The organism is Sedimenticola selenatireducens DSM 17993 (genome assembly GCF_000428045.1).
GTDB lineage: Bacteria > Pseudomonadota > Gammaproteobacteria > Chromatiales > Chromatiaceae > Sedimenticola > Sedimenticola selenatireducens.
This window is the reverse complement of record NZ_ATZE01000031.1, coordinates 18,267-40,827: the sequence shown is the minus strand read 5'-3', so window position 1 is coordinate 40,827 and position 22,561 is coordinate 18,267. Positions and strand designations below refer to the sequence as shown.

Below are 22,561 nucleotides of genomic sequence, written 5' to 3'. Positions count from 1 at the left end.
TGGCAGCGTTACGCATTAAAATCCTTGTTGACATACTAAAAACAGTATATATACTATATATGGTATGTGGCAAATCTACGAACACCGGAAGGTCCCGAGGCAGCTGAGTAAGATTCCAAAGGAAATCTTGCAACGTTACGAAAAATGGAAAGATATAGTACGACTATCTGGACCTGACGGCTTAAAGCTCATCCGCGGCTTTAATGATGAGGCCTTGAAGGGGGATTGGAAGGGATTTCGCTCGTCGCGACTAAATCAACAATACCGAGTAATTTATACAATTGAACGCGACAATGTTCTCGTAAAAGTTGTAGAAGTAACTCCTCACGACTATCGGAGGAAATGATATGAAAGAGTACCAAAAAGCCAAGAAGACTACGGATGTATCGGTTGGTGATTCTGTTCGCATTATCCGTGAACTACAGGAGCTAAGCCAGAATCAATTAGCCGTATTGACCGGTATTCCACAATCTACTCTGTCAGCGATTGAGAATAATCGAGTGAGCTTGGGTGTTGAAAGGGCGAAGGTATTAGCGAAAGCGCTACGCTGCCATCCTGCCGTGTTGGTATTTCCAGGCTGGGAGCTTGATGATAGTAAAGCAGCGTAACCAGTTGCACCAGCCGATACGACACCGCTGCGCGGCGGCTTCCGGCTGTGCAAAGCGTTAGCTGTAATAGAAATCATCTAGAAATCTTATGAGCCATAGCGAAATACATCGATCACATCGAGTAGGGTGGTTACGCGCAGCAGTACTTGGTGCAAATGACGGAATTGTATCTACTGCAAGTCTTATTATTGGTGTTGCCGCTGCGAGTACCGCCCATGAAGGCATCCTGCTCGCTGGAGCTGCTGGTTTAGTTGCAGGCGCGATGTCTATGGCTGCTGGTGAATACGTATCGGTTAGCTCTCAGTCAGATACTGAAAAGGCAGATCTCGCAATTGAGAAAAAATCGCTGGAACAGGATGTTGAGTTTGAAAAAGAGGAGCTCGCAAAAATATACGAACGCAGGGGGCTTGAGTCGTTTCTGGCTAAGCAAGTTGCTGAGCAGCTAATGGCTCACGATGCACTTGGAGCGCATGCCAGAGATGAAATAGGAATTTCGGAGAGTGTTAGCGCCAAGCCCGTTCAAGCGGCGTTTTCTTCGGCAGGTACTTTTACAGTCGGTGCCGCACTTCCGTTAGTGGTGGCATGGGTTGTACCAGGTAGCCAACTTATTCCTGTTGTCGCAGTGTTCTCGCTGGTGTTTCTCGCCCTCCTTGGTGGTATTGCGGCGCGCGCAGGCGGCGCGTCAATTGCTGTAGGTGCCATCAGAGTTACTTTCTGGGGTTCACTTGCAATGGCGCTAACAGCAGGTGTAGGTCGAATATTTGGTGTGGTTGCATAATGTTGCATTTATATACGGTGCCCATGTCTTTAGGCACAGCTAACAATTGGGTCAAGTTGACGCGAGAGTTCCTGCGGTTTGGTTGACACCCTGAACTAACTGTTCAGGAGCAATCAATAATGCCAAAACCAGGACCAAGAACAACATACAAATATAGCGAGGAGTTCAAGGCCAAAGCAGTACAGCTCAGTCACCTTGAGGGTGTGCAGGTTAAGGAGGTTGTCAATAGGTGGGTGTCCGCTATCTCGCGTTATCTCGATCTCGCTGGCAGCATATCCGGACAACAAACCCGATTGAATTGGTGTTTACCACGGTACGCTTGAGAAAGACGAAAACCAAGAACTGTGGCAGTCGTAAGACGACCCTGACTATGGCTTGGAAACAGATGACAACGGCGCAGAAGAAGTGGCGATGATTACGAGGCTACAAACTACTAGCTGATGTCGTCGAGGGAGTGATATTCAAGGATGGCGAACGAGTAGAAACGGATCAATCGCAGGATACGGCTGAATTGGTCATACACCAGATTTGACTATAGATCTGCAGCCAGTTGCTGCCACGTTAAATGCCTGTAACCAGAAAGTCTATCGCGGCAACAATGTCATCTCTGCTTGAAGAGAGTGAGCCTTCCTTCTTATTGAGGAAGTTGGCGGATACGCTTGTGAGCTGGTGAGTAAGGAGAGCAAATTTTTTATTTTTAATTTTTACAATGGGGCAAAGGTTATCGGGGTATCTCTTGTCGGATTTACTTATAGGCGTTAGCGGAATTACTACCCTGCTATTAAGCGTATCGAGTAGGCCATTCTGAATATCGACAAAATAGGGGTATGTCTTGTTGGTGTCGCTGTCCGTATTAACGTAGAGGTCGAATTGATCCATCAGAATACCCTGTGCTTGTCAGAGAAAAGACCATTTTGTTCTGCAAGTTGATTGCAGGCTTCAATGGCTTCTCGGTTATCCTCTAACCATTGCTTGCGCCTTTCTTGGCGCACCTTTTCAGTTAGCGCCTGCTCAAGTGTTGCTGAAAGGTTTATGTTTAGGTTGCGAGCCTCTTCTAGTAACTCTTTGTTTATACTAAGATTAGTGGCTTTTTTTGGGGCTTTGCTGTCAATTACAGGTTGCATTATATTCGCTCCCAGGATAGTTTATGCGCATAGTTAATGCGCATAATGGTAGTTGGGCGCTTTTAACAAGTCAAGCAACCAGGCGGCTTCGCCGCCGGTTCTTTCCGGGTTATACGTAAAAAATGAACAACACCGATAAATGGCTGAATCTTCGGCACAGCATTAAGTCTTGCCAAAAGTGCGAGGGATTGAATTCTAAGGAACTCGGTACTGAAAATGCGCCTGGCTATGGAAATACTAACTCCCGAATCATTTTTATTGGCCAGTCTCTTTGCGGAAAGCCCTGCATAGAAGCCCAAATCCCCTTTACTGGTGGTTCTGGAAAATTGCTTGATCTAGCGTTTGAGCAGGCAAATATCGAGAAAAAGGACATTTACATAACCAATGTTGTTAAATGTCACCCGGATGGAAATCGCAAATCCGAGCCACATGAAATCGCTAATTGCAGTCCTTACCTCGAAAAGGAATTGTCTTGGTTATCTCCAAAAATCATTATTTGCTTAGGAAAAGACGCATGGACGCACATCAACCCAACTGTATCCCGTCCTTGTGTGAAAACAATGCACTCAGCGAATTCAGTCACTCACGTACACTTTGTTTATCACCCTTCGTTCATTATGAAAAAGCCCAAGGCCGTACGTGAGGAGTACATCCGGAATTTGTCCAAGGTCATCGTGGAAGCAAATACATAATGAATAAGGTTGGATCGTGAGAACGAAGCGAGCCACGATCTGAACCGTTTGTTGGAACAAGCGATTCAAGTCGCTCTGATCCTAACCCGAAAATCGGCGCGCTTTTTGTGGCCTCGCTTCGCTGGATTTTACCGCAAAAACCACACCGCTTTTCAGGTCCGGTCACCGCTAGCGTTATATGTAAAAACCAACTATCGAAGTCAAATCCTTCACCCGGAAAGTTTGCTGGTTAAGGAGGTGATCGTGACGCTGGACATACTCCCGACTATGCGGTCAGGATAGGGCAAAGAGGACCGAATAATAACTTCCTCTGACCGGCAAGGACAATGTCAGCCTCCCGAACCACCAGCTATGGAAAGACTAATGGAAGATATCAAGCGCCATCCCATATCCCTGACCGAAGTGATCCGTGCCCGTAAAGCCGTTTACAACAGACTCACGCCTTCGCCCTTATTAGAATACATAGGGCTGTCTGAATTGATTGGTGCGAGCGTCTACGTAAAGCATGAAAACCATCATCCAACAGGGAGCTTTAAAATTCGTGGCGGTGTTAATTTGATGTCCCATCTAAAGGCTAGGGATGTAAAGGGGGTCATTACGTTTTCTACGGGGAATCATGGCATTTCAATTGCCTGTGCCGCTTCGTGGTTTGGGGTCGATTCAGTTGTGGTTGTCCCGCAAAATAACAATCCGGCAAAAAATAGAATGATCCGGCAGTCCGGCGCCGAACTGATTGAAGCTGGTGGTACTTTTGAAGAGGCGGCGAATGTAGTAGAGAGTTTGTGTGAAAGCAGGGGCCTATATTATGTGCATCCTGCGAATGAGCCACATCTGATTAATGGTGTTGGTACAGGGTTTTTGGAAGTGATAGAAGATTTGCCTGACGTTGATGCTGTCATTGTACCGATTGGCGCGGGGAGTGAAGTCGCTGCCGCGATAACAACTCTCAAGAATATTAATCCGGGAATTGAAATTTATGCGGTTCAATCTTCCAGTTCTCAAGCGGCATATCTTTCCTGGAAGAAGGGAGTGATTGTCGAAGCTCCAAATTCAACTTTTGCCGGCGGCTTTGCAACCGGGATAGCCTATGAACTGCCATTCAGTATTTACAAGGAAAACCTGGCAGACTTTGTCGTTCTTTCGGAAGAGGAGATTTATCAAGGCATCGCACTGGCAGGTTTTTACACACACAATCTGCTTGAGGGGGCCGGAGGCGCGCCGATTATGGCGGCGTTGAAATTGAAAGATAAATTGAAAGGGAAGAAAGTGGTTTTACAGTTTAGTGGCTGTAATGCCTCTTCTGATGAAATCAGGCGAGCTTACCAACACTCGTACTTTTCTAGTGGATATAAAAAATAACGCCGTGGACTCGCCAGGCCTTCTGCAAGTTCTGGCGTCGACCAGGGTATATACCCATCGGAGGTATCAGCTTGAACGGACCAGACCCGGAAGATAAGGCGCCAATGAAAGGTTTTCCCCAGGTTGGCTACTTGAAGAATTTTATTTCTCGCGAAAACATCATTGTCGGTGACTATACCTACTATGACGACCCGGAAGGTCCGGAGCGGTTCGAGAATAATGTCCATTATCATTTTCCATTCATCGGCGACAAGCTGAAAATTGGCAAATTTTGCGCCATTGCAAAAGACACCAAATTCATAATGAATGGGGCAAATCACAAGGTGTCCGGATTTTCTACCTATCCGTTTCAGATATTTGGCAACGGGTGGGAGCGGGTAATGCCGAAAGCGGGAGACCTACCCTACAAAGGTGACACTGAAATAGGTAGCGATGTGTGGATCGGGTATGACGCTACCATTATGCCGGGAGTCAGGGTGGGTAGTGGTGCAATCATCGCCAGCAAGTCGGTCGTTACGAGCGACGTGCCGGCTTATAGTGTTGTTGGTGGTAATCCTGCAAAAGTGATCAGGTATCGTTTCGATGAAGACACAATCAGGGAACTACTGGCGATCTCCTGGTGGGATTGGAGTGCAGAGAAAATAACTTCAAATCTCGAAGCCATAGTTGGTTGTGATCTTGGCGCACTTAAAAACGCAAAAGAGTTTTAATTGGAATAACTCAGGTCTGGTTAGTGGCGTAGGTCAATTGTCAGTGGTGGGACATTTTGAGTGGCAATCCCCCATCGCTTTTTGACGCCGAGATGTAGAATTGGATGGAGAGCGGCATCGGCAGTCATCGACTATTATTTGGTCTATGGCACAGAGGAGACCCGTTATGTCCATTACAGTGGTAAATGACTACGACTTCAAGCCGGACGGTGACGTATCAGAGGCAAAATCGGCGGCGGCAGAGTTGGTAGAGTATTTCAAGGCAGCAGTTCCTGGAGTTCAATTGTCGCTGTGGCTTGAAGATCGAGACAACCCGCTTCATCACTATCATGTCACGGTATTCGACTCGGTGGCCGCTCTCGAACAGATCCGAGAGTCCGAGGCAATCAAGCGGTTTGTCGATCGCCTTTTTCCCCATATTGCGCATAGCACCTATATATCGCCGGTGACAGATGTCTGGTTAGCAGATGGATCGGGGGTTAAGCCTGTCGCCTATCCGTAACGCTCGCTGTTTGGTCAAGGTGCCGTGGAAGCCAGCTCTTTTGCTCTCCCGTTGGTAAAGTTTCACGGATGCGCGTGTAGCGAAAGGAGGATTGCCAGTGCGACCAACTTCCATCTTGGCAGGTAAGATTTTACCCTGAAAAGATATCCGGTGAAGACCATTCAGCGATCAGGTTGGTTGTTTTGGGTGTCAACTGATCAAGAGGGGCGACAAGCAGCCCCATGGGTTTTGATGGCGGCATTATCCTTCTCTAGGCCGAGGAGAGGATCCCGGTCGATTGAAGTAGCGAAGTCGGGTATATTCAAATACATTGAAATCTTCTATAACCGCTTACGTAGATGCGCTGTTTTGGGCTGCATCAATCCGGCAGAATTAGAGTGCAAGGGGTATTACCCATTGTCTACCTGTTGCGGATAAGCACACTGTACGAAATCACAATCATGAGTCAGATAATCGGATGAAAAATATTGAGTATGCGATCAAGGGATTAAGGGCACCGTTTTTTAAATTACTGAACAAGGATAAGGAGAGCTTTCTTTGTCCTATTTGTAATTATGCAGGTCCATTTAAGGACAAAAATGTAAGACTGCATGCCAAATGCCCGAAATGTGGGGAGTTGGAAAGAGCAAGGCTTCAATATTTGGTTCTTGAGAATATATTTAAAAGTATTGATTGTTCTTCCCAGAGTATTTTGCACATCGCGCCTGAAAATGCGTTTAGAAAATTGTTCAGGAGAAAATTTAAAACTTACGTATCAGGTGACCTGTATCGTAAGGATGTAGATAAAAACTTTGATATTCAAGACATACCTTTTCCAGATGCCAGCTTTGATATGGTTTTTGCTTCTCATGTACTTGAATATCCAGATGATGACATGAAAGCGATATCCGAGTTCAGAAGAGTTTTGAGGACTAATGGTATCGCCGTATTGCCGATCCCCTTGGTACATGAAAAGACCAGAGATAGAAAAGACAGAGATAAAGTAACAAGGATGATGCATGAGGCAGGTTTGGATTATTTTGCCCGGTTCGAAGCGGTCTTTACAAAAGTAGAGATCCATAAATCGGAAATGTATCCCAAGGAGCATCAGCTATTCGTGTATCGGGGAGGCGGCGGCGAGGGATATCCCTTGGCAGTTGGTGATGGATGGTATTCTGATGTTGTACCTGTTTGTTATGTTTAGCTGGGCCTGAAGAACAAATGTTGCCGGACCTTTGCTTGCTGCACTTGCTCGGTATGCGGTTATATTTACGGGGCGATAATTGCCGAACTTGTCGAGCTATACTAGAGGCATCAGGTCACTTGGCCGCGGCGGTAAAAGGTAGTCACCGCTCATCATTTCCCGCAGGTGGGTGACAGTGGTTGCAATCATGTTAGGGTCTTGAAAATGGCATCGGATAATTCTACGAGTAAGCTGGATCGGGTCGTTGCGGACGCCAGACGTGCCCGCGAGGAGCGGGAAAAAGGTTATCGTGAGCGGGCGCTGAAGCTGTATCCCTGGGTATGTGGCCGGTGTGCACGGGAATTTACCCGCGATAACCTGCGGGAGTTGACGGTGCATCATCGAGATCATAATCACGATAACAATCCCCCGGATGGCAGCAACTGGGAGTTGTTATGCATCTATTGTCACGACAATGAACACTCACGCTATATTGATTCGGAGTATGGTGATGCCTCGGCTGATGCCCAGAAAAGCAGCGCAACCCATAACCCGTTTGCCGATCTTGCGTCCCTGCTGAAGGGTAAAAAGTGACAGTGGCTCTCCTGGCTTTGGCGGGGCGCGACGAGTCGGATTTCAGATAACCCTTACGCTGAATTAGTCGTTTATTTCAACTATCTCTTGCTCGTTCTTGGGTATGCTGGTCGGGTTCGCCAGTTGTACCCGGTTCCGCCCGGATTCTTTGGCCAGGTAGAGTGCATTGTCCGCTTCCTCGAGAAGTTGTTCGGCAATCTTCAGTGTGCTGTCACCGCTGCCTGATTGCAGGGCCGAAACTCCGATGGAGACAGTGACCTCGACGCTTTCACCGCCATGTATGGCAATCGGTTTGGCCTGGATTCGGTGGCGTATTCTTTCGGCCAGATTGCCCGCCTCGGTGGCATCGGTCTGAGGCAGCAGCAGGGTAAACTCTTCGCCGCCATAACGGGTGGCGATGTCGGACAGGCGCAGACACTCCTTAACCCTGAGTGCCAGTTCGCGCAGTACGCTGTCGCCGGCGCCGTGTCCATGCAGATCATTAATCTGCTTGAAGTGGTCGGCATCAATGAACAGGCAGCTCAGGGGGTGCTGGTAACGCAACGCCCGGGTGACCTCTTCCTCGAGTCGGCGCTCAAGATAGCGGCGGTTGTGCAGGCCGGTCAGGGCGTCGGTGAGTCCGGCGATCACCAGATGCTCCCGGTTGGCGGTGTTCTCCAGGCAGATGGCGCTGATGGTGGCCAGGCGGTTGAGGAAGTCGCTGGCGTGATGGCGGGTGAAGCGATTGGGATCGTGGCTGCCAAGGCCAATGAAGCCGACCAGCTTGCCGCGTCGGATCATGGGCAGGATGGCGATGCTCTGCAAGGTCTCGGCGGCAGGAAACAGGATGGCGTGTTCATGGTCCAGGTAGGGTCCGAGCCAGGGGGCCTTGTAGCGGGCATGTTTGGGCGAGAAGGTGGCGATCTCATCGACGAAACGGATATCGGCCAGACTGTCCGGTTCTATTCCTGAATGGAGCAGCAGGTGCCTGAGTTCATGGTCAGGGTCATGCAGTATCAGCTGGATGTTGGGCAGGTCGAATGAAGATTTCATGCCATCGACCAGGCAGCCGAGCAGCTGGGGTAGGGATTCCGTTGCCAGCAGGGTCAGTTCGCGGTCGTGGAAGCGTTTTAATACCTCCTCGTTGTGGTTGGCCTCGCGGGTGAGGCTGTTCAACCGTTGTCGTAACTGGCGGTTGATGAAGGCCAGATCCGTCGGCGAAGGGTTGGTAGGCGTTTTTGGCATGCTGATAACTGTCGACCATCCAGGGTTGGGCGTTAGTTTTTCCATGTACATAATACCCGGTGCAGCGGTTTGTGCCAGTAACGGAATGTGACAATATTATAAAAAGGAGTATCAGGGATGAGACATCGACAGGGACGGAATTGCCTCAAAATGCGTAGCCAGGCCGCTATAGTTGGGGTTTGGGTCACATTTTTAATCAGCACCATGGCCTCGGGGCCGGTTGTTTCGGGAGTGTTTCGCTGTCCCGATGGTCCCGATGGGGTGATTTTTCAGCAGATCCCCTGCGCCCAGGGCGTGGAAGTTGAGCTGGATGTCCGCACCACGGAGTGGGTGGCGAGTCCCCGGGGGCGGTCGGGCCAGGGGCGGGGTTCCGCCAAGGCGGGTTCCAGGGACCAGGCCGCACTGGGAAGGGCGGCTCGTGCAGAACGCAAGCAGGAACAGGCATGCTGGAAAGCTGGCCAGCGGATTGAGCGGATCGAAGCAGAGCTGCGCCGAGGATACAAGCCCTCACGGGGCGAGCGGTTACGCCAACAGCGCCGTGAACAGAGTGACTATCTGCGGGAGTTTTGTCGTTAGGCTTCTTGGGGCTCCCCTGCCATGTAATAGGGCGCGCCCTGTGAGCCCAGCGCATGGAGTTGAGGCACCGGTTACCTGTGCCGCAGTCTTTCCCGGGCCAAAAACAAGGCCAGTTGTGATCTGGCCTCGGTAAAATCTGCCTGCGCCAGCAGTTGATCGAAATCGCGTAGTTTCCACGGGATCACTTCGATAGGTTCCGGTTCATCGCCGGGAAGGGGGTGCGGATAGAGATCCCGTGCCAGCACGATGTGGGTTGTGTGGTAGATGTAGCCCGGAGCGACACTGACCGAGTTGAGCAGTTCCAGCCGTTTGGCCGCATAGCCGGTCTCCTCCTGCAGTTCCCGGTTGCCGGCGGTGAGCGGCTCTTCACCCGGTTCTATATGGCCTTTTGGAAAGGCAAGTTCGTAACGGTTGACCCCTGCGGCATACTCGCGGATCAGCAGCAGCGTCTCGGCATCCAGCATCGGCACCACCAGCACTGCGCCCTCCTCGGAGCCGACCACCCGCTGATAAGTGCGCTGTTGGCCGTTGGCAAACTCCAGATCTATCTCCTCGATATGAAACACGCCGGTTTCGTTGAGGGTGCGGCGATTGCTGATGCGGGGCGGTTTAGGCATGTTGGTTTCTTCTGTTGCTATGCGGTCGGGTTCCACTGTAACTTTACCCCATGATTGACTGGAACCAAATCGACACGATCCTGCTGGATATGGATGGCACCCTGCTGGACCTCCATTTCGACAACTATTTCTGGCTGGAACATGTGCCCCGGCGCTATGCCGAGAGCCGCGGTTTTTCACTTGAGCAGGCAAAAGCCGAGCTGCTTAGCCGATACCAGAGTGTTGAGGGTACCCTGGAGTGGTACTGTGTGGACCACTGGAGCCGCGAGCTGGGATTGGATATTGCCCTGCTCAAGGCGGAGGTAGATCATCTGATTGCAGTGCATCCCCATGTGGTGGATTTTCTGGAATCAGCGCGATCCTGGGAGAAGCGGATTGTTCTGGTGACTAATGCCCACCAGAAGGCGCTGGCGCTGAAAATGGAGCGCACCAAGCTACAGGGCTATTTTGACGCCGTGGTCTGCTCCCATGACCTGGGGCTGCCGAAAGAAGAGCCAACCTTCTGGGATAAGTTTCAGCAGATCGAGCCATTTGAAAAATCACGCGCGCTGTTTGTCGATGACAGCCTGTCGGTGCTTGAGTCGGCCCGGGATTACGGCATCGCTTGGCTCATCAGGGTGCTAAAACCCGACACCCGTGGCCCGGCTCGGGAATCGGAGGGATTCATGGCGATAGAGGATTTTTCCGCTATCCTGCCGGGCTGACCGCAGATGCCATTGGTGAATGCGCCTGCCGGCTCATCCTCCTACATAAATGCGCAAAAAGGTGGACCAGCGCAGCCCATCCGGCACGTGCACCCGTAGGAGCGGCGCCCCCGCCGCGAATTCGGCCCGGGGCGGGCCTCCTACAGGCGGATTCTTGCAATAACCGGGTAAATGTTCAAAGGCAGGGCGGATAAGCGCAGCCCATCCGGCACGTGCACCCCTAGGAGCGGCGCCCCCGCCGCGAATTCGGCCCGGAGGCGGGCCTTCTACAGGCCGATTTTTGCAATAATTGGGTAAATGTTCAAAGGTAGGTGGATAAGCGCAAACGCATTCACCCTATCGGGTGGTGGGATCAGCACTTACCCCAGCTTTTGAAGCGTTTCCTGCAATAGCTGAGCAGCTCCGCGTAATTGCGGAAGTGGAGCTCGAAGCCGTCCTCGGCCGGGGCGTCATATTCGCACCAGTCGTTGTCGTAATCGCGACAGATCTGCGGTCGTTCGTTATAGATGCCACAGGCACCGCCCGGCTGCAGGTGTTCACAGCGTCCCAGGAACATCAGGTACCAGTCACCCTCATCCTTGTAAAGCTCCACGCCCTGGTGGGAGACCTGCCACAGCAGATGGTCGAAGTCGGCCTTGGAGCGCGGTGCAACCCCCAGTGCCTCGGTGGTATAGGTGCAACAAATGGATTTGAGGCAGCGGCTGCACTTGTTGGTGACGGCCAGATCCATTTTTTATTCGGTATTGCTGGTCTGTTTCGGCTTTCTTCTGCGGCGACGTTTTTTCTTGGGCGCCTCGGTGCCGGCTGCCTGGGATTTGGCCGGTGCTGCGTCAGTCCGGCGGGCGGGTCGTTTACCGCTGCCGCTGTTACGACGTTTGTCCCGTTCCGGGCGATCCGGGATGATCCGGCTTTTCGGGTCGACCTTGAACAGCAGTTCCGTGGTTACCGGCTCCATCGGTATGCGATGGCCGATGTAGGCTTCAATATCCGGGAGGGAGAAGGCATGGGTCTCACAGGCAAAGCTGATGGCATCACCGCTGGCACCGGCCCGGGCGGTGCGTCCGATACGGTGGACATAGTCCTCTGCGTCGTCCGGCAGGTCGAAATTGAATACGTGTGATACGTCCGGAATGTGCAGGCCGCGGGCGGCCACATCGGTGGCAACCAGTACCGGCAGCCGGCCTTCCTGGAAGTCGCTCAGCAGGCTCATGCGCTTTTTCTGCGGCACGTCACCGGAGATTACCGCGGCGCCGATGCCGTTGCCTTCCAGATAGCCCCAGACCAGGTCGGCCCCGCGCTTGGTGTTGACGAAGACGATGGTGCGATGGGCGTCCATGTTTTTCAGCAGGCCGAGCAGCAGCGAGATCTTCTCGTCATTGGCGGTCATGTAGCAGGTCTGCTTCACCTTGTCGGCCGTCACCTTGTCGGTTTCGATCTTGACCGTGGTCGGGTTGTTCATGTGCTCGTAGGCCAGTTCCAGTACCCGAAACGAGAGGGTGGCGGAGAACAGCAGGCCCAGCCGCTCCTGTGGTGGTGGGCAGCGCCGCAACATGAAGCGGATATCCTTGATGAAGCCGAGGTCGAACATGCGGTCGGCCTCGTCCATGACCACTACCTGGGTAGCCTTCAGGTTGTAGATGTTCTGCTTCAGGTAGTCGATCAGGCGGCCGGGGGTGCCGATCAGGATATCGACGCCGTCTTCCAGCTGTTTGCGCTGCTGCTCATAGCCGGTGCCGCCGAAAACCAGTCCCAATGTAAGGCCGGTATGTTTGCCCAGGACCTCGGCATCCTTGTGAATCTGCACCGCCAGTTCGCGGGTGGGGGCCACAATCAGTGCTCGTGGCTGATTCTGTTTGCGTCCTTCGGGCGCCGGGTTGGTCAGCAGATGCTGGTAGGTCGCCAGCAGGAAGGCGGCGGTTTTGCCGGTGCCGGTCTGCGCCTGTCCGGCCACATCCTGCCCTTTCAGGGCAATGGGCAGGGTTTCTGCTTGAATGGGGGTGCAGAAGGAAAAGCCAGTATCTTCAATGCCTTGTGCGAGTTCTTTACACAGCCCGAAGCTGTCAAAACGGATATCCGTGAGGTGTTTGTCTGTCATGGTGCGCTAGGATACAGCAATTTACTGATGGTTTGGACTTGAAATGGTCAAAATATTGGGATCAAATAGATCCCTGGTTTTGGAGATTCGAACAACAACAGATCCCAGATGTAACGATAAGCACCGGTGCAGCCCCGTACTTCGTGGTGCGATATCCCAACCGAATTTTGTGGAGAATGCTAGTGAGTGAACAGATTGTTCATGTGACCGACGATAATTTTGAGGCGGAAGTGTTGAAGTCAGATCTGCCTGTGCTGGTGGATTACTGGGCTGAATGGTGTGGTCCCTGTAAGATGATTGCCCCGGTGCTGGATGAGATTACCGGTGAATATGCCGGCAAGATCAAGGTCGCCAAGCTGAATATTGACGAAAATCCCAACACCCCGCCCCGCTACGGCATTCGTGGTATCCCCACTCTGATGTTGTTCAAGGATGGTGAAGTAGAGGCCACCAAGGTCGGTGCTGTGTCAAAATCCCAGCTGATTGCATTCATTGACAGCAATCTCTGAAACAGATCAAAACACAATTAATACTGGACGTACTCCGGGATGGTGCTAGAATTCGCCTAATAGCCCTCCCGTGAGTGCTAATACCAAGAAACCAATCACCCCAGAGCGATATCCCAATAACTCTGTTCCAAACGGGAACCCAAAGCCCGTTCCGTTCTTTTTTCAATCACGCATAACATCATGAATCTCACCGAACTTAAAAAGATGCCGGTTACTGAACTGGTCGAACTCGCCCAATCCATGAAGCTGGAGGGTATGGCGCGGTCCCGCAAACAGGATCTGATCTTCGCCATCCTCAAGGCGCACGCCAAGAAGGGCGAGGATATCCACGGCGATGGTGTCCTGGAAATTCTTCAGGATGGTTTTGGCTTCCTGCGCGCAGCGGACAGCTCCTACCTGGCGGGGCCGGATGACATTTACGTCTCCCCCAGTCAGATCAGGCGCTTCAACCTTCGCACTGGCGACACCATCTCCGGCAAGATCCGCCCCCCCAAGGAGAGCGAACGCTATTTCGCCCTGCTCAAGGTCAGCGAGATCAACTATGACAAGCCGGAAAACGCCAAGAACAAAATCCTGTTCGAGAACTTCACGCCGCTGTTCGCCAATGAGAAGTTCAATCTGGAGAAAGGCAACGGCAGTACCGAGGATATCACCGCGCGCACTATCGAGCTCTGTGCGCCGATCGGCAAGGGCCAGCGCGGCCTGATCGTCTCCCCGCCCAAGGCAGGCAAGACCATGCTGATGCAGAACATCGCCCAGTCCATCGCCTACAACCACCCCGAGGCCCAGCTGATCGTACTGCTGATCGACGAGCGCCCGGAAGAGGTGACCGAGATGGCTCGTTCGGTGCGGGGCGAGGTGATCTCCTCCACCTTCGACGAGCCGGCGGCTCGCCACGTCCAGGTGGCTGAGATGGTGATCGAGAAGGCCAAGCGTCTGGTGGAGCACAAGAAAGATGTGGTGATCCTGCTCGACTCCATCACCCGTCTGGCGCGTGCCTATAACACGGTGATCCCGTCATCCGGCAAGGTGTTGACCGGTGGTGTGGATGCCAATGCGCTGCACCGTCCCAAGAGATTTTTCGGCGCGGCGCGCAATGTGGAAGAGGGCGGTAGCCTGACCATCATAGCCACCGCTCTGGTGGAAACCGGCTCGCGCATGGATGATGTGATTTACGAAGAGTTCAAGGGCACCGGTAACATGGAGATTCACCTGGATCGGCGCATTGCCGAGAAACGCATCTTCCCCGCGATCAACATCAATCGTTCCGGTACCCGCCGTGAAGATCTGCTGATGAAACCGGATGCGTTGCAGAAGATGTGGATCCTGCGCAAGATCCTGCACCCGATGGATGAGCTGGCGGCGATGGAGTTCCTGTTCGACAAGCTCAAGGACACCAAGACCAACGAGGAATTCTTCGCCTCGATGAAGGGATGATGCCCAGATCAGCGGGTTAAGTAGTGATAACAAGGCTGCCTCTTAGTAAGTAAGGGTGGCCTTTTTAATGGCTTTGTCCCAATTACGTGTTGGTGTTGGTGTTGTTTTGGCTTGGCTTGGCGATTCGCCCGGTAGGAGCGGCGCCTCGCCGCGAATTCGGCCCGGGGCGGGCCTCCTGCAGGTCAAACCCCTCTCCGGGAACCAAGCGTAGCGGTAGGAATGGGTTCAGCCGCCAATTTCGCGGATAAATCCGCTCCTACTAAAGACGGCCGCTTCTCATGCAACAGGTAAATGGGACATAGGATTTTTAATTGTCTGAATGGAAGAGGATCAATATCAACAGAGCGGTCCGACTAAAGTTTGCCTAAGCGTCGTTCCAATTGACGATAGAGATTGATATATGGATAGCCGCTCGAACAGACCGTTGTCACCGACCCACGCCATGATCCTGGCTGCCGGACGCGGTGAACGTATGCGCCCGTTGACGGACATCACCCCGAAACCGTTGTTACGGGTGGCGGGAAAGCCACTGATTGAATATCACATTGAGGCGCTGGCCAGGGCCGGTGTCCACCGGCTGGTGGTAAACCACGCCCATCTCGGCGAGCAGTTGGTTGATTTTCTCGGGGATGGAGCCCGATGGGGCGTTTCCATTGCCTATTCGGCGGAACCGGTGGGGGCGCTGGAAACCGGGGGCGGCATCTACCACGCCTTGCCGCTGCTAGGTGATGCGCCCTTCTGGGTGGTGAATGGCGATGTCTGGACCGACTATCCCTTTTCGCCACCACAAATGCCGGCCGATTCACTGGCTCATCTGGTTATGGTGGATAATCCCCAACACAACCCTCAGGGTGATTTCATGCTTGCCGATACCGGTCTGCTGTCAGACGCTGGGGATGCGTGCCTGACCTACAGTGGTATCGGCGTTTATCGGTCAGAGCTGTTTGCCACGTGCGCTCCTGGCGCCTTTCCCCTGGCGCCCCTGCTGCGGCAGGCGATGGCTGCCGGCCGGGTAAGTGGTGAGCATTATGCGGGGCGGTGGCTGGATATTGGTACGCCGGAACGTTTGCAGGATCTGGATGCGGAAATTCGGGGGCGTGATGCTGCAGGAGCTTGAGTCCCTGCCGGAAGGCCTGCTGGCCCTGGATGCCCAGGAGTTGGCGGCTGCCCTTCGCGCACCCACGTTGATCCATCTTCAGGGCAGGCAGTCGCCGGCCCTTTTTGTCTCCGTCCTGATGCACGGTAATGAGACCACCGGCTGGGAGGCGATACGTCAGCTGCTGAGTGACTACAGGGTGGGTGGTGGCAGCCGGGAGCTGCCGAGGTCACTTACCCTCTTTATAGGCAATGTGACGGCTGCCGCCGAAGGAGTACGCAGGCTGGATGGGCAGCCTGACTACAACCGGGTCTGGCCGGGCGGCGATGACCGGGAATCCCCGGAGGCACAGATGATGTGCCAGGTGGTGGAGCGCATGCAGTCACGTGGTCTGTTTGCCAGCGTTGATGTGCACAACAATACCGGTATCAATCCCCACTACGCCTGCATCAACCGGCTGGATCACCCGTTTCTCCACCTGGCCGCCCTGTTCAGTCGCACGGTGGTCTACTTCACCCGGCCGACCGGAGTCCAGTCTCTGGCCATGTCCCGTCTCTGTCCGGCGGTGACCCTGGAATGCGGCAAGCCCGACCAGGCCCGGGGCGTGACCCATGTGCGGGAGTACCTGGATGCCTGCCTGCATCTGTCAGCGCATCCGGATCACCCGGTGGCGGCCCAGGATCTGGATCTGTTTCACACGGTAGCCACCGTCAAGGTGCCGGAGTCGATCAGTTTCGGCTTTGCGGATGCTGATGTGGATATCTCGCTGGCACCGGATCTGGAGCTGTTGAATTTTCGTGAATTGCCGCGTGGTACGGCGCTCGGGCGAGTGGCAGAAGGGCTGGGCACCGGACTGACGGTGCTGGATGAGCAGGGAGCAGAGGTGTCCGATCGGTATCTGGAGGTGTCCGATGGGGAACTGCGCCTGCGGTTGCCGGTGATGCCGTCGATGATCACGCGGGATAGCCGGGTGATCCGCCAGGACTGCTTCTGTTATCTAATGGAACGTTACAACGATCATCTTCTCTGAGCCGACATAGGCGGGTCGTTACCCCGGTCCGGCTTTTTTCTGTCTGTTGCCCTTGACTCTGGATAAATCGACCCTATTATTAGCACTCAGTCTCGGTGAGTGCTAACAGTCTCGCCGGATAATAAAACACCAATTTGTGTAAACAGCCAAATCAGGAGAAATCGGTAGATGAAAATTCGTCCGCTGCAAGACCGTGTGGTCATTCGTCGTATGGAAGAGGAGCGCACCAGCGCTGGTGGCATCGTCCTGCCGGACAGTGCAACCGAGAAGCCGGCCCAGGGTGAAGTGATTGCCGTCGGTAACGGCAAGGTCCTGAGCAATGGCGAGTCTCGCCCACTGGACGTCAAGGTCGGTGACAAGGTCCTGTTCGGCAAGTACTCCGGCAACGAGGTGAAACTCGGTGAGGAGAGCCTGCTGGTGATGCGCGAAGAAGACATCATGGGTGTGATCGAGGGCTGATTCAGCACCTCAGAGCCACTTAAATTTACTGAATTTCAAAGGAATACGTATCTATGTCTGCAAAAGAAGTGAAATTTTCCGATGACGCGCGTCAGAGAATGCTGCGTGGTGTCAATATCCTGGCCGACGCCGTAAAGGTCACTCTGGGTCCGAAAGGCCGCAATGTGGTGCTGCAGAAGAGTTTTGGTGCACCCACCATCACCAAGGACGGCGTCTCCGTTGCCAAAGAGATCGAGTTGTCCGACAACTTCGAGAACATGGGCGCCCAGATGGTGAAAGAGGTCTCTTCCCAGACCTCCGATGTGGCCGGCGACGGCACCACCACGGCAACCGTGCTGGCCCAAGCCATTGTACGCGAAGGCCTCAAGGCCGTTGCCGCCGGTATGAACCCGATGGATCTGAAGCGCGGCATGGAGAAGGGTGCTGCTGCGGCCGTCAAGGCTCTGGCCGAGATGTCCAAGCCCTGCGCCGATGACAAGTCCATCGCTCAGGTGGGTACTATCTCCGCCAACAGCGATGAGAACATCGGCGGCATCATTGCCGAGGCCATGCAGAAAGTGGGTAAAGAGGGTGTCATCACGGTTGAAGAGGGTTCCGCCCTGGAGAACAGCCTGGATGTGGTCGAGGGTATGCAGTTCGATCGTGGCTACCTCTCCCCCTATTTTGTTAACAACCAGCAGAGCATGTCGGTGGATCTGGAAGATCCCTACATCCTGCTGCATGACAAGAAAATCTCCAATATCCGTGATCTGCTGCCGGTACTGGAAGCCGTCGCCAAGGCCGGCCGTCCGCTGCTGATCATTGCCGAGGACGTGGAAGGCGAGGCGCTGGCCACCCTGGTGGTCAATACCATCCGCGGCATCGTCAAGGTCTGTGCCGTCAAGGCCCCCGGTTTCGGTGACCGTCGCAAGGCCATGCTGCAGGATATCGCCATTCTGACCGGTGGTACCGTGATTGCCGAAGAAGTGGGTCTGACCCTGGAAAAGGCCACCCTGAACGAACTGGGTACCGCCAAGAAGATCCAGATCACCAAGGAAGAGACCACCGTCATCGATGGCGCCGGTACCGAGAACGACATCAAGGCCCGGGTTGAGCAGATCCGTGCCCAGATCGAAGAGACCTCTTCCGATTATGATCGTGAGAAGCTGCAGGAGCGTGTTGCCAAGCTGGCCGGCGGTGTGGCCGTGATCAAGGTGGGCGCCGCAACTGAAGTCGAGATGAAAGAGAAAAAGGCCCGCGTGGAAGATGCCCTGCATGCTACCCGCGCTGCAGTTGAAGAGGGTGTGGTGCCTGGCGGCGGTGTCGCCCTGATCCGTGCCCTGGCGGCATTGAAGGACCTGACCGGTGACAACCATGATCAGGATGTCGGTATCAAGATTGCCGCTCGCGCCATGGAAGAGCCGATGCGTCAGATCGTGAGCAATGCCGGTAGCGAGGCCTCCGTGGTCGTGAACAAGGTGGCTGAAGGTGAAGGCAACTTCGGCTTCAACGCCTCCAACGGTGAGTATGGCGACATGGTCGAGATGGGTATCCTGGATCCCACCAAGGTGACCCGCACCGCGCTGCAGAACGCCATCTCCGTTGCTGGTCTGATGATCACCACCGAGGCTATGGTTGCTGATGAACCCGCCGATGACTCGGCTGGTGGCGGCATGCCGGATATGAGCGGCATGGGCGGTATGGGCGGTATGGGCGGCATGATGTAATCGCTGTCCCGGAGCTATCCGCTCTGATCAAAACCCTGCCGGGCGCTGCCCGGCAGGGTTTTTTTGTTTCGTCCCAATTTTGTTTTGGTGTTGTTTTGGCTTGGCGATTCGCCCATGGAGGGGTTTATACCGCAATGCACACGACTCCATGGATGGCGGCGATAGAGCGAAGCTGGAGGCCAGCGCCAAAGGATGTGCGTGAGCGGATTTGCCCGGTCGGAACGGCTTCAGTTGGTAGGTCGAATTAGCGACAGCGTAATCCGACAATCAATTCACGCTCCCGGTACCGGCGACCTCGTCGGGTCGTGCCTTCGGCTAACCCGACCTACACAGCTGTAGGGCAACCATAGGGGATGCCCCCACTCGCGGGCATTGCCCGGCGAAAAAGCGCGTACGCATCCGCCATTCACCTTTACCGGGAGTGGCGGTACGATGGGCGGTGCCCACTTCCGTGAACAATCCGACCAACCAGATTTTTGAGAAACCTATGCAGCCGTCTGAACACCCCGCACAAGAAGCAGAAAACAAATGGCGTCACTGGCAGTCTGTATCGCCTGAACAGGGTGCCGAGCTCTGTTCGGTGGCGGGATTCGAGGCGGAGTTGCTGAGGGTATGGGAAGGGAGTGACTTCGTTGCCCAGCACTGCCTGAAGCAGCCTGAGTTGTTGATGTGGCTGCAGCGTTCCGGAGTACTGGCGCACAGCTATAGCGACGGAGAATTGGATCGCCTGCTAGGTGCCAGGTTGGACGAAGTGGCGGATGAACCGGCATTGCACCGGGAGTTACGGCGTTTTCGCAATGAGCAGATGGTGAGGATCATCTGGCGTGACATGACCCAGGCGGCACCGTTGGCTGAGACTCTGGAGGATCTCTCGGCGTTGGCCGATGCCTGTGTATCGCGGGCCCTTTCCCTGCTCTACACCTGGCTGACTGAGAAGCAGGGCACACCCCGTAATGCGGCGGGTGAGCAGCAGTATTTGGTGGTGCTGGGCATGGGCAAGCTGGGTGCCTGGGAGCTTAATCTCTCTTCCGATATCGATTTGATTTTTGCCTACCCGGAGCCGGGCGAGACTGACGGCGCCCGCCCAACATCCAATGAGCAGTTTTTTATCCGTCTCTGTCAGCAGTTGGTCAAGGCGCTCAACAGCCAGACTGTGGATGGTTTTGTATTCAGGGTGGACGCCCGGTTGCGCCCCTTCGGTGATGCGGGGGCGCTGGCCTTGTCATTTGATGCCATGGAGACCTACTACCAGTCCCATGCCCGGGAGTGGGAGCGCTACGCCATGATCAAGGCGCGGGTGGTGGCCGGTGATGCGGCAGCGGGTCGGGAGATCATGGCCATGTTGCAGCCGTTTATCTATCGCCGTTATCTTGATTTCGGCGCCATCGAATCGATCCGTGACATGAAGCGGTTGATCGGCCGTGAGCTGAAACGCAAGGGCATGGCCGACAACGTCAAGCTGGGTCCGGGTGGTATTCGTGAGATTGAGTTTATCGGCCAGGCGTTCCAGCTGATTCGCGGTGGCCGGGAACCCGAACTGCAGATCCGGCCTATTCTGCCGGTGTTACAGGTATTGGGTGAGAAGCAGCAACTTTCTCCCGAAGAGGTTACGGAATTGACCGAGGCCTACGGCTTTCTGCGCTTGGTGGAGAACCGAATTCAGGCGTGGAAGGACCGGCAGACTCATCTGCTACCGGAGAGTGAATCCGGCCGCCTGCGTATTGCCCGCGCCATGGGGTATACCGACTGGGGGCAGTTCTTTGCAGTCTTGGAGCGGCATCGGGTCAAGGTCCAGTCCCACTTCGATAATGTATTCGCGCTCAGCGAGGAGGTAACGGCCGATTTGCCGTTGCAGGCGGTCTGGGATCAGGAGCTGGATGATGAGCAGGCCGCCGGACGGTTGGAACAGTCAGGCTTCAGCGAGGGTGCGGTAGTGCTGTCCCGGCTGGAAAGTTTTCGTCAGGGACACGCCTGTCGCAGCCTGGGCACCCGTGGCCGCCATCGCATGGAGCAGTTGATGCCGGTATTGCTGGAGGCGGTGGCGCAATCTCCGGCTCCGGATGTGACACTGGAGCGGATACTCCGGATTATCGAGTCGATTGCCCGGCGCACCTCCTATCTGGCTCTGCTGGTGGAAAATCCCACCGCGCTCACCCAATTGGTCAAGCTGGCCGGTATCAGCCCCTGGATTGCCCAGCAGGTGGCCCGGCATCCGCTGCTGTTGGATGAAATGCTGGATCCGCGCAGGCTCTATACCCCGCTTAAAAGGGAGCGCCTGGAAGCGGAACTGGCAACAGCCCTGGCCGCCGTCGACAAGGATGATCAGGAGCAGCAGATGGAGCGGATGCGCCAGTTTACCCAGAGCAACATGTTGCGGGTGGCAGCGGCCGATCTCACTGGCGTGATTCCGCTGATGGTGGTGAGTGATTATCTCACCGAAATTGCCGAGACCATTACTTGCAAGGTGATGGAGCAGGCGTGGGATCTCCTGGTCGCGAAGCATGGCCGGCCCAGCAATGTCAGTGGGGATGGAAATGGCTTTGCGGTGATCGGTTACGGCAAACTTGGCGGGATTGAGCTGGGCTATGGCTCCGATCTGGATATGGTGTTTCTGCATGGCAATGACAACCCGAACCTGATGACGGACGGCAAACGCCCGGTGGCCAATGACCTTTTCTATGCCCGCATGGGTCAGCGCATGATTCATATGTATACCACCCGCACTCCGGCCGGCACGCTGTACGAGGTAGACATGCGCCTGCGTCCCAACGGCAATTCCGGCATGCTGGTCAGTTCGCTGGAGGCATTTGAGGAATACCAGAAAAACGCCGCCTGGACCTGGGAGCATCAGGCGCTGTTGCGGGCGCGGGCGGTGGCCGGTGATCCGGCGGTGATCCAGCAGTTTCAGCGCATCCGCCGTGAGGTGTTGTCGCGCGAGCGCGATCCGGAAAAGCTGCGTGCGGATGTGCGGGAGATGCGCGAGAAGATGCGTGGGTCGCTGGATAAGAGTAACGGCCAGCAATTTGATATAAAGCAGGGTGTCGGCGGTATCGCCGATATTGAATTTATGGTTCAATACAGCGTTCTGCGCTGGGCGTACAAACACCCCGATCTGCTTGATTGGACAGATAATATTCGTCTGCTTGACTCACTCGCACGGCACCGTCTGTTTGAAGGGGAAGTGGCGGAACTGCTGGCTGAGAATTACCGCGCGCTACGTGCCGTCTATCATCGCAAGGCGTTGAGTGAGCTGCCGGGACTGGTTCCTGAGGATGAGTTGTTACGGGAACGGGAAGCGGTGCAGGCGTTGTGGCAGCGGCTGATGCTGGCGTGACTGGCCAGGTCTTGAGGTTGTGGTTCTGTTCCAGGTGTTGATGCCTAATGCCATGCCCTGTAGGAGCGGTGCGCCCGCCGCGATAATCGACCCTATGGTGGTGCGCTGGCCAATCGGCCCGGGGGCGGGCCTCCTACAGGTGGGGCAGGAGCGGCTTCAGCCGCGAAATTAGCGGGCAGACTACGCTGTAGGGTGGATAAGCGAAAGCGCATCCACCACGGCAATGGTGGATGCGCCTACCGGCT

Annotated in this window: 24 protein-coding genes and 1 pseudogene; 19 read left to right on the top strand and 6 right to left on the bottom strand. The window is 54.6% G+C overall.

Annotation, left to right across the window (positions count from 1 at the left end; all coding sequences use genetic code 11):
* Positions 1 to 64: 64 nt before the first annotated feature.
* The 4 genes and pseudogenes from A3GO_RS24440 to A3GO_RS26615 form a co-directional block, all read left to right on the top strand.
* A complete protein-coding gene (locus A3GO_RS24440; RefSeq protein WP_037374394.1) occupies positions 65 to 346 on the top strand; it encodes a type II toxin-antitoxin system RelE/ParE family toxin in 282 nt (93 codons plus the stop codon).
* 1 nt (position 347) lies between these two features.
* Entirely contained in the window at positions 348 to 608 is a 261-nt protein-coding gene (locus A3GO_RS0117925) for a helix-turn-helix domain-containing protein (RefSeq protein WP_029131930.1), read from the top strand.
* An 88-nt stretch (positions 609 to 696) separates the two neighbouring features.
* Positions 697 to 1,386, top strand: coding sequence for a VIT1/CCC1 transporter family protein (locus tag A3GO_RS0117920; protein WP_029134574.1), 690 nt, complete (start codon positions 697 to 699; stop codon positions 1,384 to 1,386).
* A gap of 265 nt (positions 1,387 to 1,651) precedes the next feature.
* Positions 1,652 to 1,918 (top strand): annotated as a pseudogene (locus tag A3GO_RS26615) (IS256 family transposase); the annotation flags it as partial.
* A gap of 29 nt (positions 1,919 to 1,947) precedes the next feature.
* Here A3GO_RS26615 and A3GO_RS0117915 read toward each other — a convergent pair.
* Together A3GO_RS0117915 and A3GO_RS0117910 are read right to left on the bottom strand one after the other, a co-directional pair.
* A complete protein-coding gene (locus A3GO_RS0117915; protein ID WP_029134573.1) occupies positions 1,948 to 2,265 on the bottom strand; it encodes a CcdB family protein in 318 nt (105 codons plus the stop codon).
* A complete protein-coding gene (locus A3GO_RS0117910; RefSeq protein WP_029134572.1) occupies positions 2,265 to 2,510 on the bottom strand; it encodes a type II toxin-antitoxin system CcdA family antitoxin in 246 nt (81 codons plus the stop codon). The genes A3GO_RS0117915 and A3GO_RS0117910 overlap by 1 nt, the downstream gene beginning before the upstream one ends.
* Positions 2,511 to 2,632: 122 nt before the next feature.
* On the opposite strand from A3GO_RS0117910, the gene A3GO_RS0117905 reads away from it, so the two are divergent.
* From A3GO_RS0117905 to A3GO_RS0117880, 6 genes are all read left to right on the top strand, one after another.
* Positions 2,633 to 3,202 (top strand): uracil-DNA glycosylase, encoded by a 570-nt coding sequence (locus A3GO_RS0117905; RefSeq protein ID WP_029134571.1) that lies wholly within the window; start codon positions 2,633 to 2,635, stop codon positions 3,200 to 3,202.
* Positions 3,203 to 3,565: 363 nt separating this feature from the next.
* Positions 3,566 to 4,561, top strand: a complete 996-nt coding sequence (locus A3GO_RS0117900; RefSeq protein ID WP_029134570.1) for a threonine ammonia-lyase — start codon at positions 3,566 to 3,568, stop codon at positions 4,559 to 4,561.
* Positions 4,562 to 4,626: 65 nt separating this feature from the next.
* Positions 4,627 to 5,271 carry a Vat family streptogramin A O-acetyltransferase gene (locus A3GO_RS0117895; RefSeq protein WP_418064563.1) on the top strand — a complete coding sequence of 215 codons (645 nt, stop codon included), beginning with the start codon at positions 4,627 to 4,629 and terminating at the stop codon, positions 5,269 to 5,271.
* A 166-nt stretch (positions 5,272 to 5,437) separates the two neighbouring features.
* Positions 5,438 to 5,773, top strand: coding sequence for a putative quinol monooxygenase (locus A3GO_RS0117890; protein ID WP_029134568.1), 336 nt, complete (start codon positions 5,438 to 5,440; stop codon positions 5,771 to 5,773).
* Positions 5,774 to 6,230: 457 nt separating this feature from the next.
* Positions 6,231 to 6,956 carry a class I SAM-dependent methyltransferase gene (locus A3GO_RS0117885; protein ID WP_051302589.1) on the top strand — a complete coding sequence of 242 codons (726 nt, stop codon included), beginning with the start codon at positions 6,231 to 6,233 and terminating at the stop codon, positions 6,954 to 6,956.
* A gap of 204 nt (positions 6,957 to 7,160) precedes the next feature.
* Positions 7,161 to 7,529 carry a YajD family HNH nuclease gene (locus tag A3GO_RS0117880; RefSeq protein WP_029134566.1) on the top strand — a complete coding sequence of 123 codons (369 nt, stop codon included), beginning with the start codon at positions 7,161 to 7,163 and terminating at the stop codon, positions 7,527 to 7,529.
* A gap of 63 nt (positions 7,530 to 7,592) precedes the next feature.
* On the opposite strand, the gene A3GO_RS24435 is transcribed toward A3GO_RS0117880, so the two are convergent.
* Positions 7,593 to 8,753 (bottom strand): DUF484 family protein, encoded by a 1,161-nt coding sequence (locus A3GO_RS24435; protein ID WP_051302586.1) that lies wholly within the window; start codon positions 8,751 to 8,753, stop codon positions 7,593 to 7,595.
* Between the two features lie 117 nt (positions 8,754 to 8,870).
* Between A3GO_RS24435 and A3GO_RS25485 the strand changes: the two genes are divergently transcribed.
* Complete coding sequence (locus tag A3GO_RS25485) at positions 8,871 to 9,329, top strand: hypothetical protein (protein WP_157606864.1); 459 nt, start codon at positions 8,871 to 8,873, stop codon at positions 9,327 to 9,329.
* Between the two features lie 71 nt (positions 9,330 to 9,400).
* On the opposite strand, the gene nudE is transcribed toward A3GO_RS25485, so the two are convergent.
* Positions 9,401 to 9,946, bottom strand: coding sequence for an ADP compounds hydrolase NudE (nudE, locus tag A3GO_RS0117865; RefSeq protein ID WP_029134565.1), 546 nt, complete (start codon positions 9,944 to 9,946; stop codon positions 9,401 to 9,403).
* 50 nt (positions 9,947 to 9,996) lie between these two features.
* On the opposite strand from nudE, the gene yrfG reads away from it, so the two are divergent.
* Positions 9,997 to 10,650, top strand: coding sequence for a GMP/IMP nucleotidase (yrfG, locus tag A3GO_RS0117860; protein ID WP_029134564.1), 654 nt, complete (start codon positions 9,997 to 9,999; stop codon positions 10,648 to 10,650).
* A gap of 352 nt (positions 10,651 to 11,002) precedes the next feature.
* Here the strand turns inward: yrfG and A3GO_RS0117855 are convergent, their stop codons facing one another.
* A complete protein-coding gene (locus tag A3GO_RS0117855; protein WP_029134563.1) occupies positions 11,003 to 11,380 on the bottom strand; it encodes a YkgJ family cysteine cluster protein in 378 nt (125 codons plus the stop codon).
* A gap of 3 nt (positions 11,381 to 11,383) precedes the next feature.
* Positions 11,384 to 12,745, bottom strand: a complete 1,362-nt coding sequence (gene rhlB, locus A3GO_RS24425; RefSeq protein WP_037375899.1) for an ATP-dependent RNA helicase RhlB — start codon at positions 12,743 to 12,745, stop codon at positions 11,384 to 11,386.
* 182 nt (positions 12,746 to 12,927) lie between these two features.
* Here rhlB and trxA point away from each other — a divergent pair, with 182 nt between their 5' ends.
* From trxA to glnE, 7 genes are all read left to right on the top strand, one after another.
* On the top strand, positions 12,928 to 13,254 hold the full coding sequence (trxA, locus tag A3GO_RS0117845) for a thioredoxin TrxA (protein ID WP_029134562.1): 327 nt from the start codon (positions 12,928 to 12,930) through the stop codon (positions 13,252 to 13,254).
* Positions 13,255 to 13,434: 180 nt separating this feature from the next.
* Positions 13,435 to 14,691, top strand: a complete 1,257-nt coding sequence (rho, locus tag A3GO_RS0117840) for a transcription termination factor Rho (protein WP_029134561.1) — start codon at positions 13,435 to 13,437, stop codon at positions 14,689 to 14,691.
* 400 nt (positions 14,692 to 15,091) lie between these two features.
* On the top strand, positions 15,092 to 15,808 hold the full coding sequence (murU, locus tag A3GO_RS0117835; protein WP_051302582.1) for an N-acetylmuramate alpha-1-phosphate uridylyltransferase MurU: 717 nt from the start codon (positions 15,092 to 15,094) through the stop codon (positions 15,806 to 15,808).
* Positions 15,792 to 16,817, top strand: coding sequence for a M14 family metallopeptidase (locus A3GO_RS0117830; RefSeq protein ID WP_029134559.1), 1,026 nt, complete (start codon positions 15,792 to 15,794; stop codon positions 16,815 to 16,817). Before murU ends, A3GO_RS0117830 begins: the two co-directional genes overlap by 17 nt.
* A 168-nt stretch (positions 16,818 to 16,985) precedes the next feature.
* Positions 16,986 to 17,276, top strand: coding sequence for a co-chaperone GroES (groES, locus tag A3GO_RS0117825; RefSeq protein WP_029134558.1), 291 nt, complete (start codon positions 16,986 to 16,988; stop codon positions 17,274 to 17,276).
* 53 nt (positions 17,277 to 17,329) lie between these two features.
* Positions 17,330 to 18,982 (top strand): chaperonin GroEL, encoded by a 1,653-nt coding sequence (groL, locus tag A3GO_RS0117820; protein ID WP_029134557.1) that lies wholly within the window; start codon positions 17,330 to 17,332, stop codon positions 18,980 to 18,982.
* Positions 18,983 to 19,469: 487 nt separating this feature from the next.
* Complete coding sequence (glnE, locus tag A3GO_RS0117810; protein ID WP_029134556.1) at positions 19,470 to 22,316, top strand: bifunctional [glutamate--ammonia ligase]-adenylyl-L-tyrosine phosphorylase/[glutamate--ammonia-ligase] adenylyltransferase; 2,847 nt, start codon at positions 19,470 to 19,472, stop codon at positions 22,314 to 22,316.
* The last annotated feature ends 245 nt before the right edge of the window (positions 22,317 to 22,561 follow it).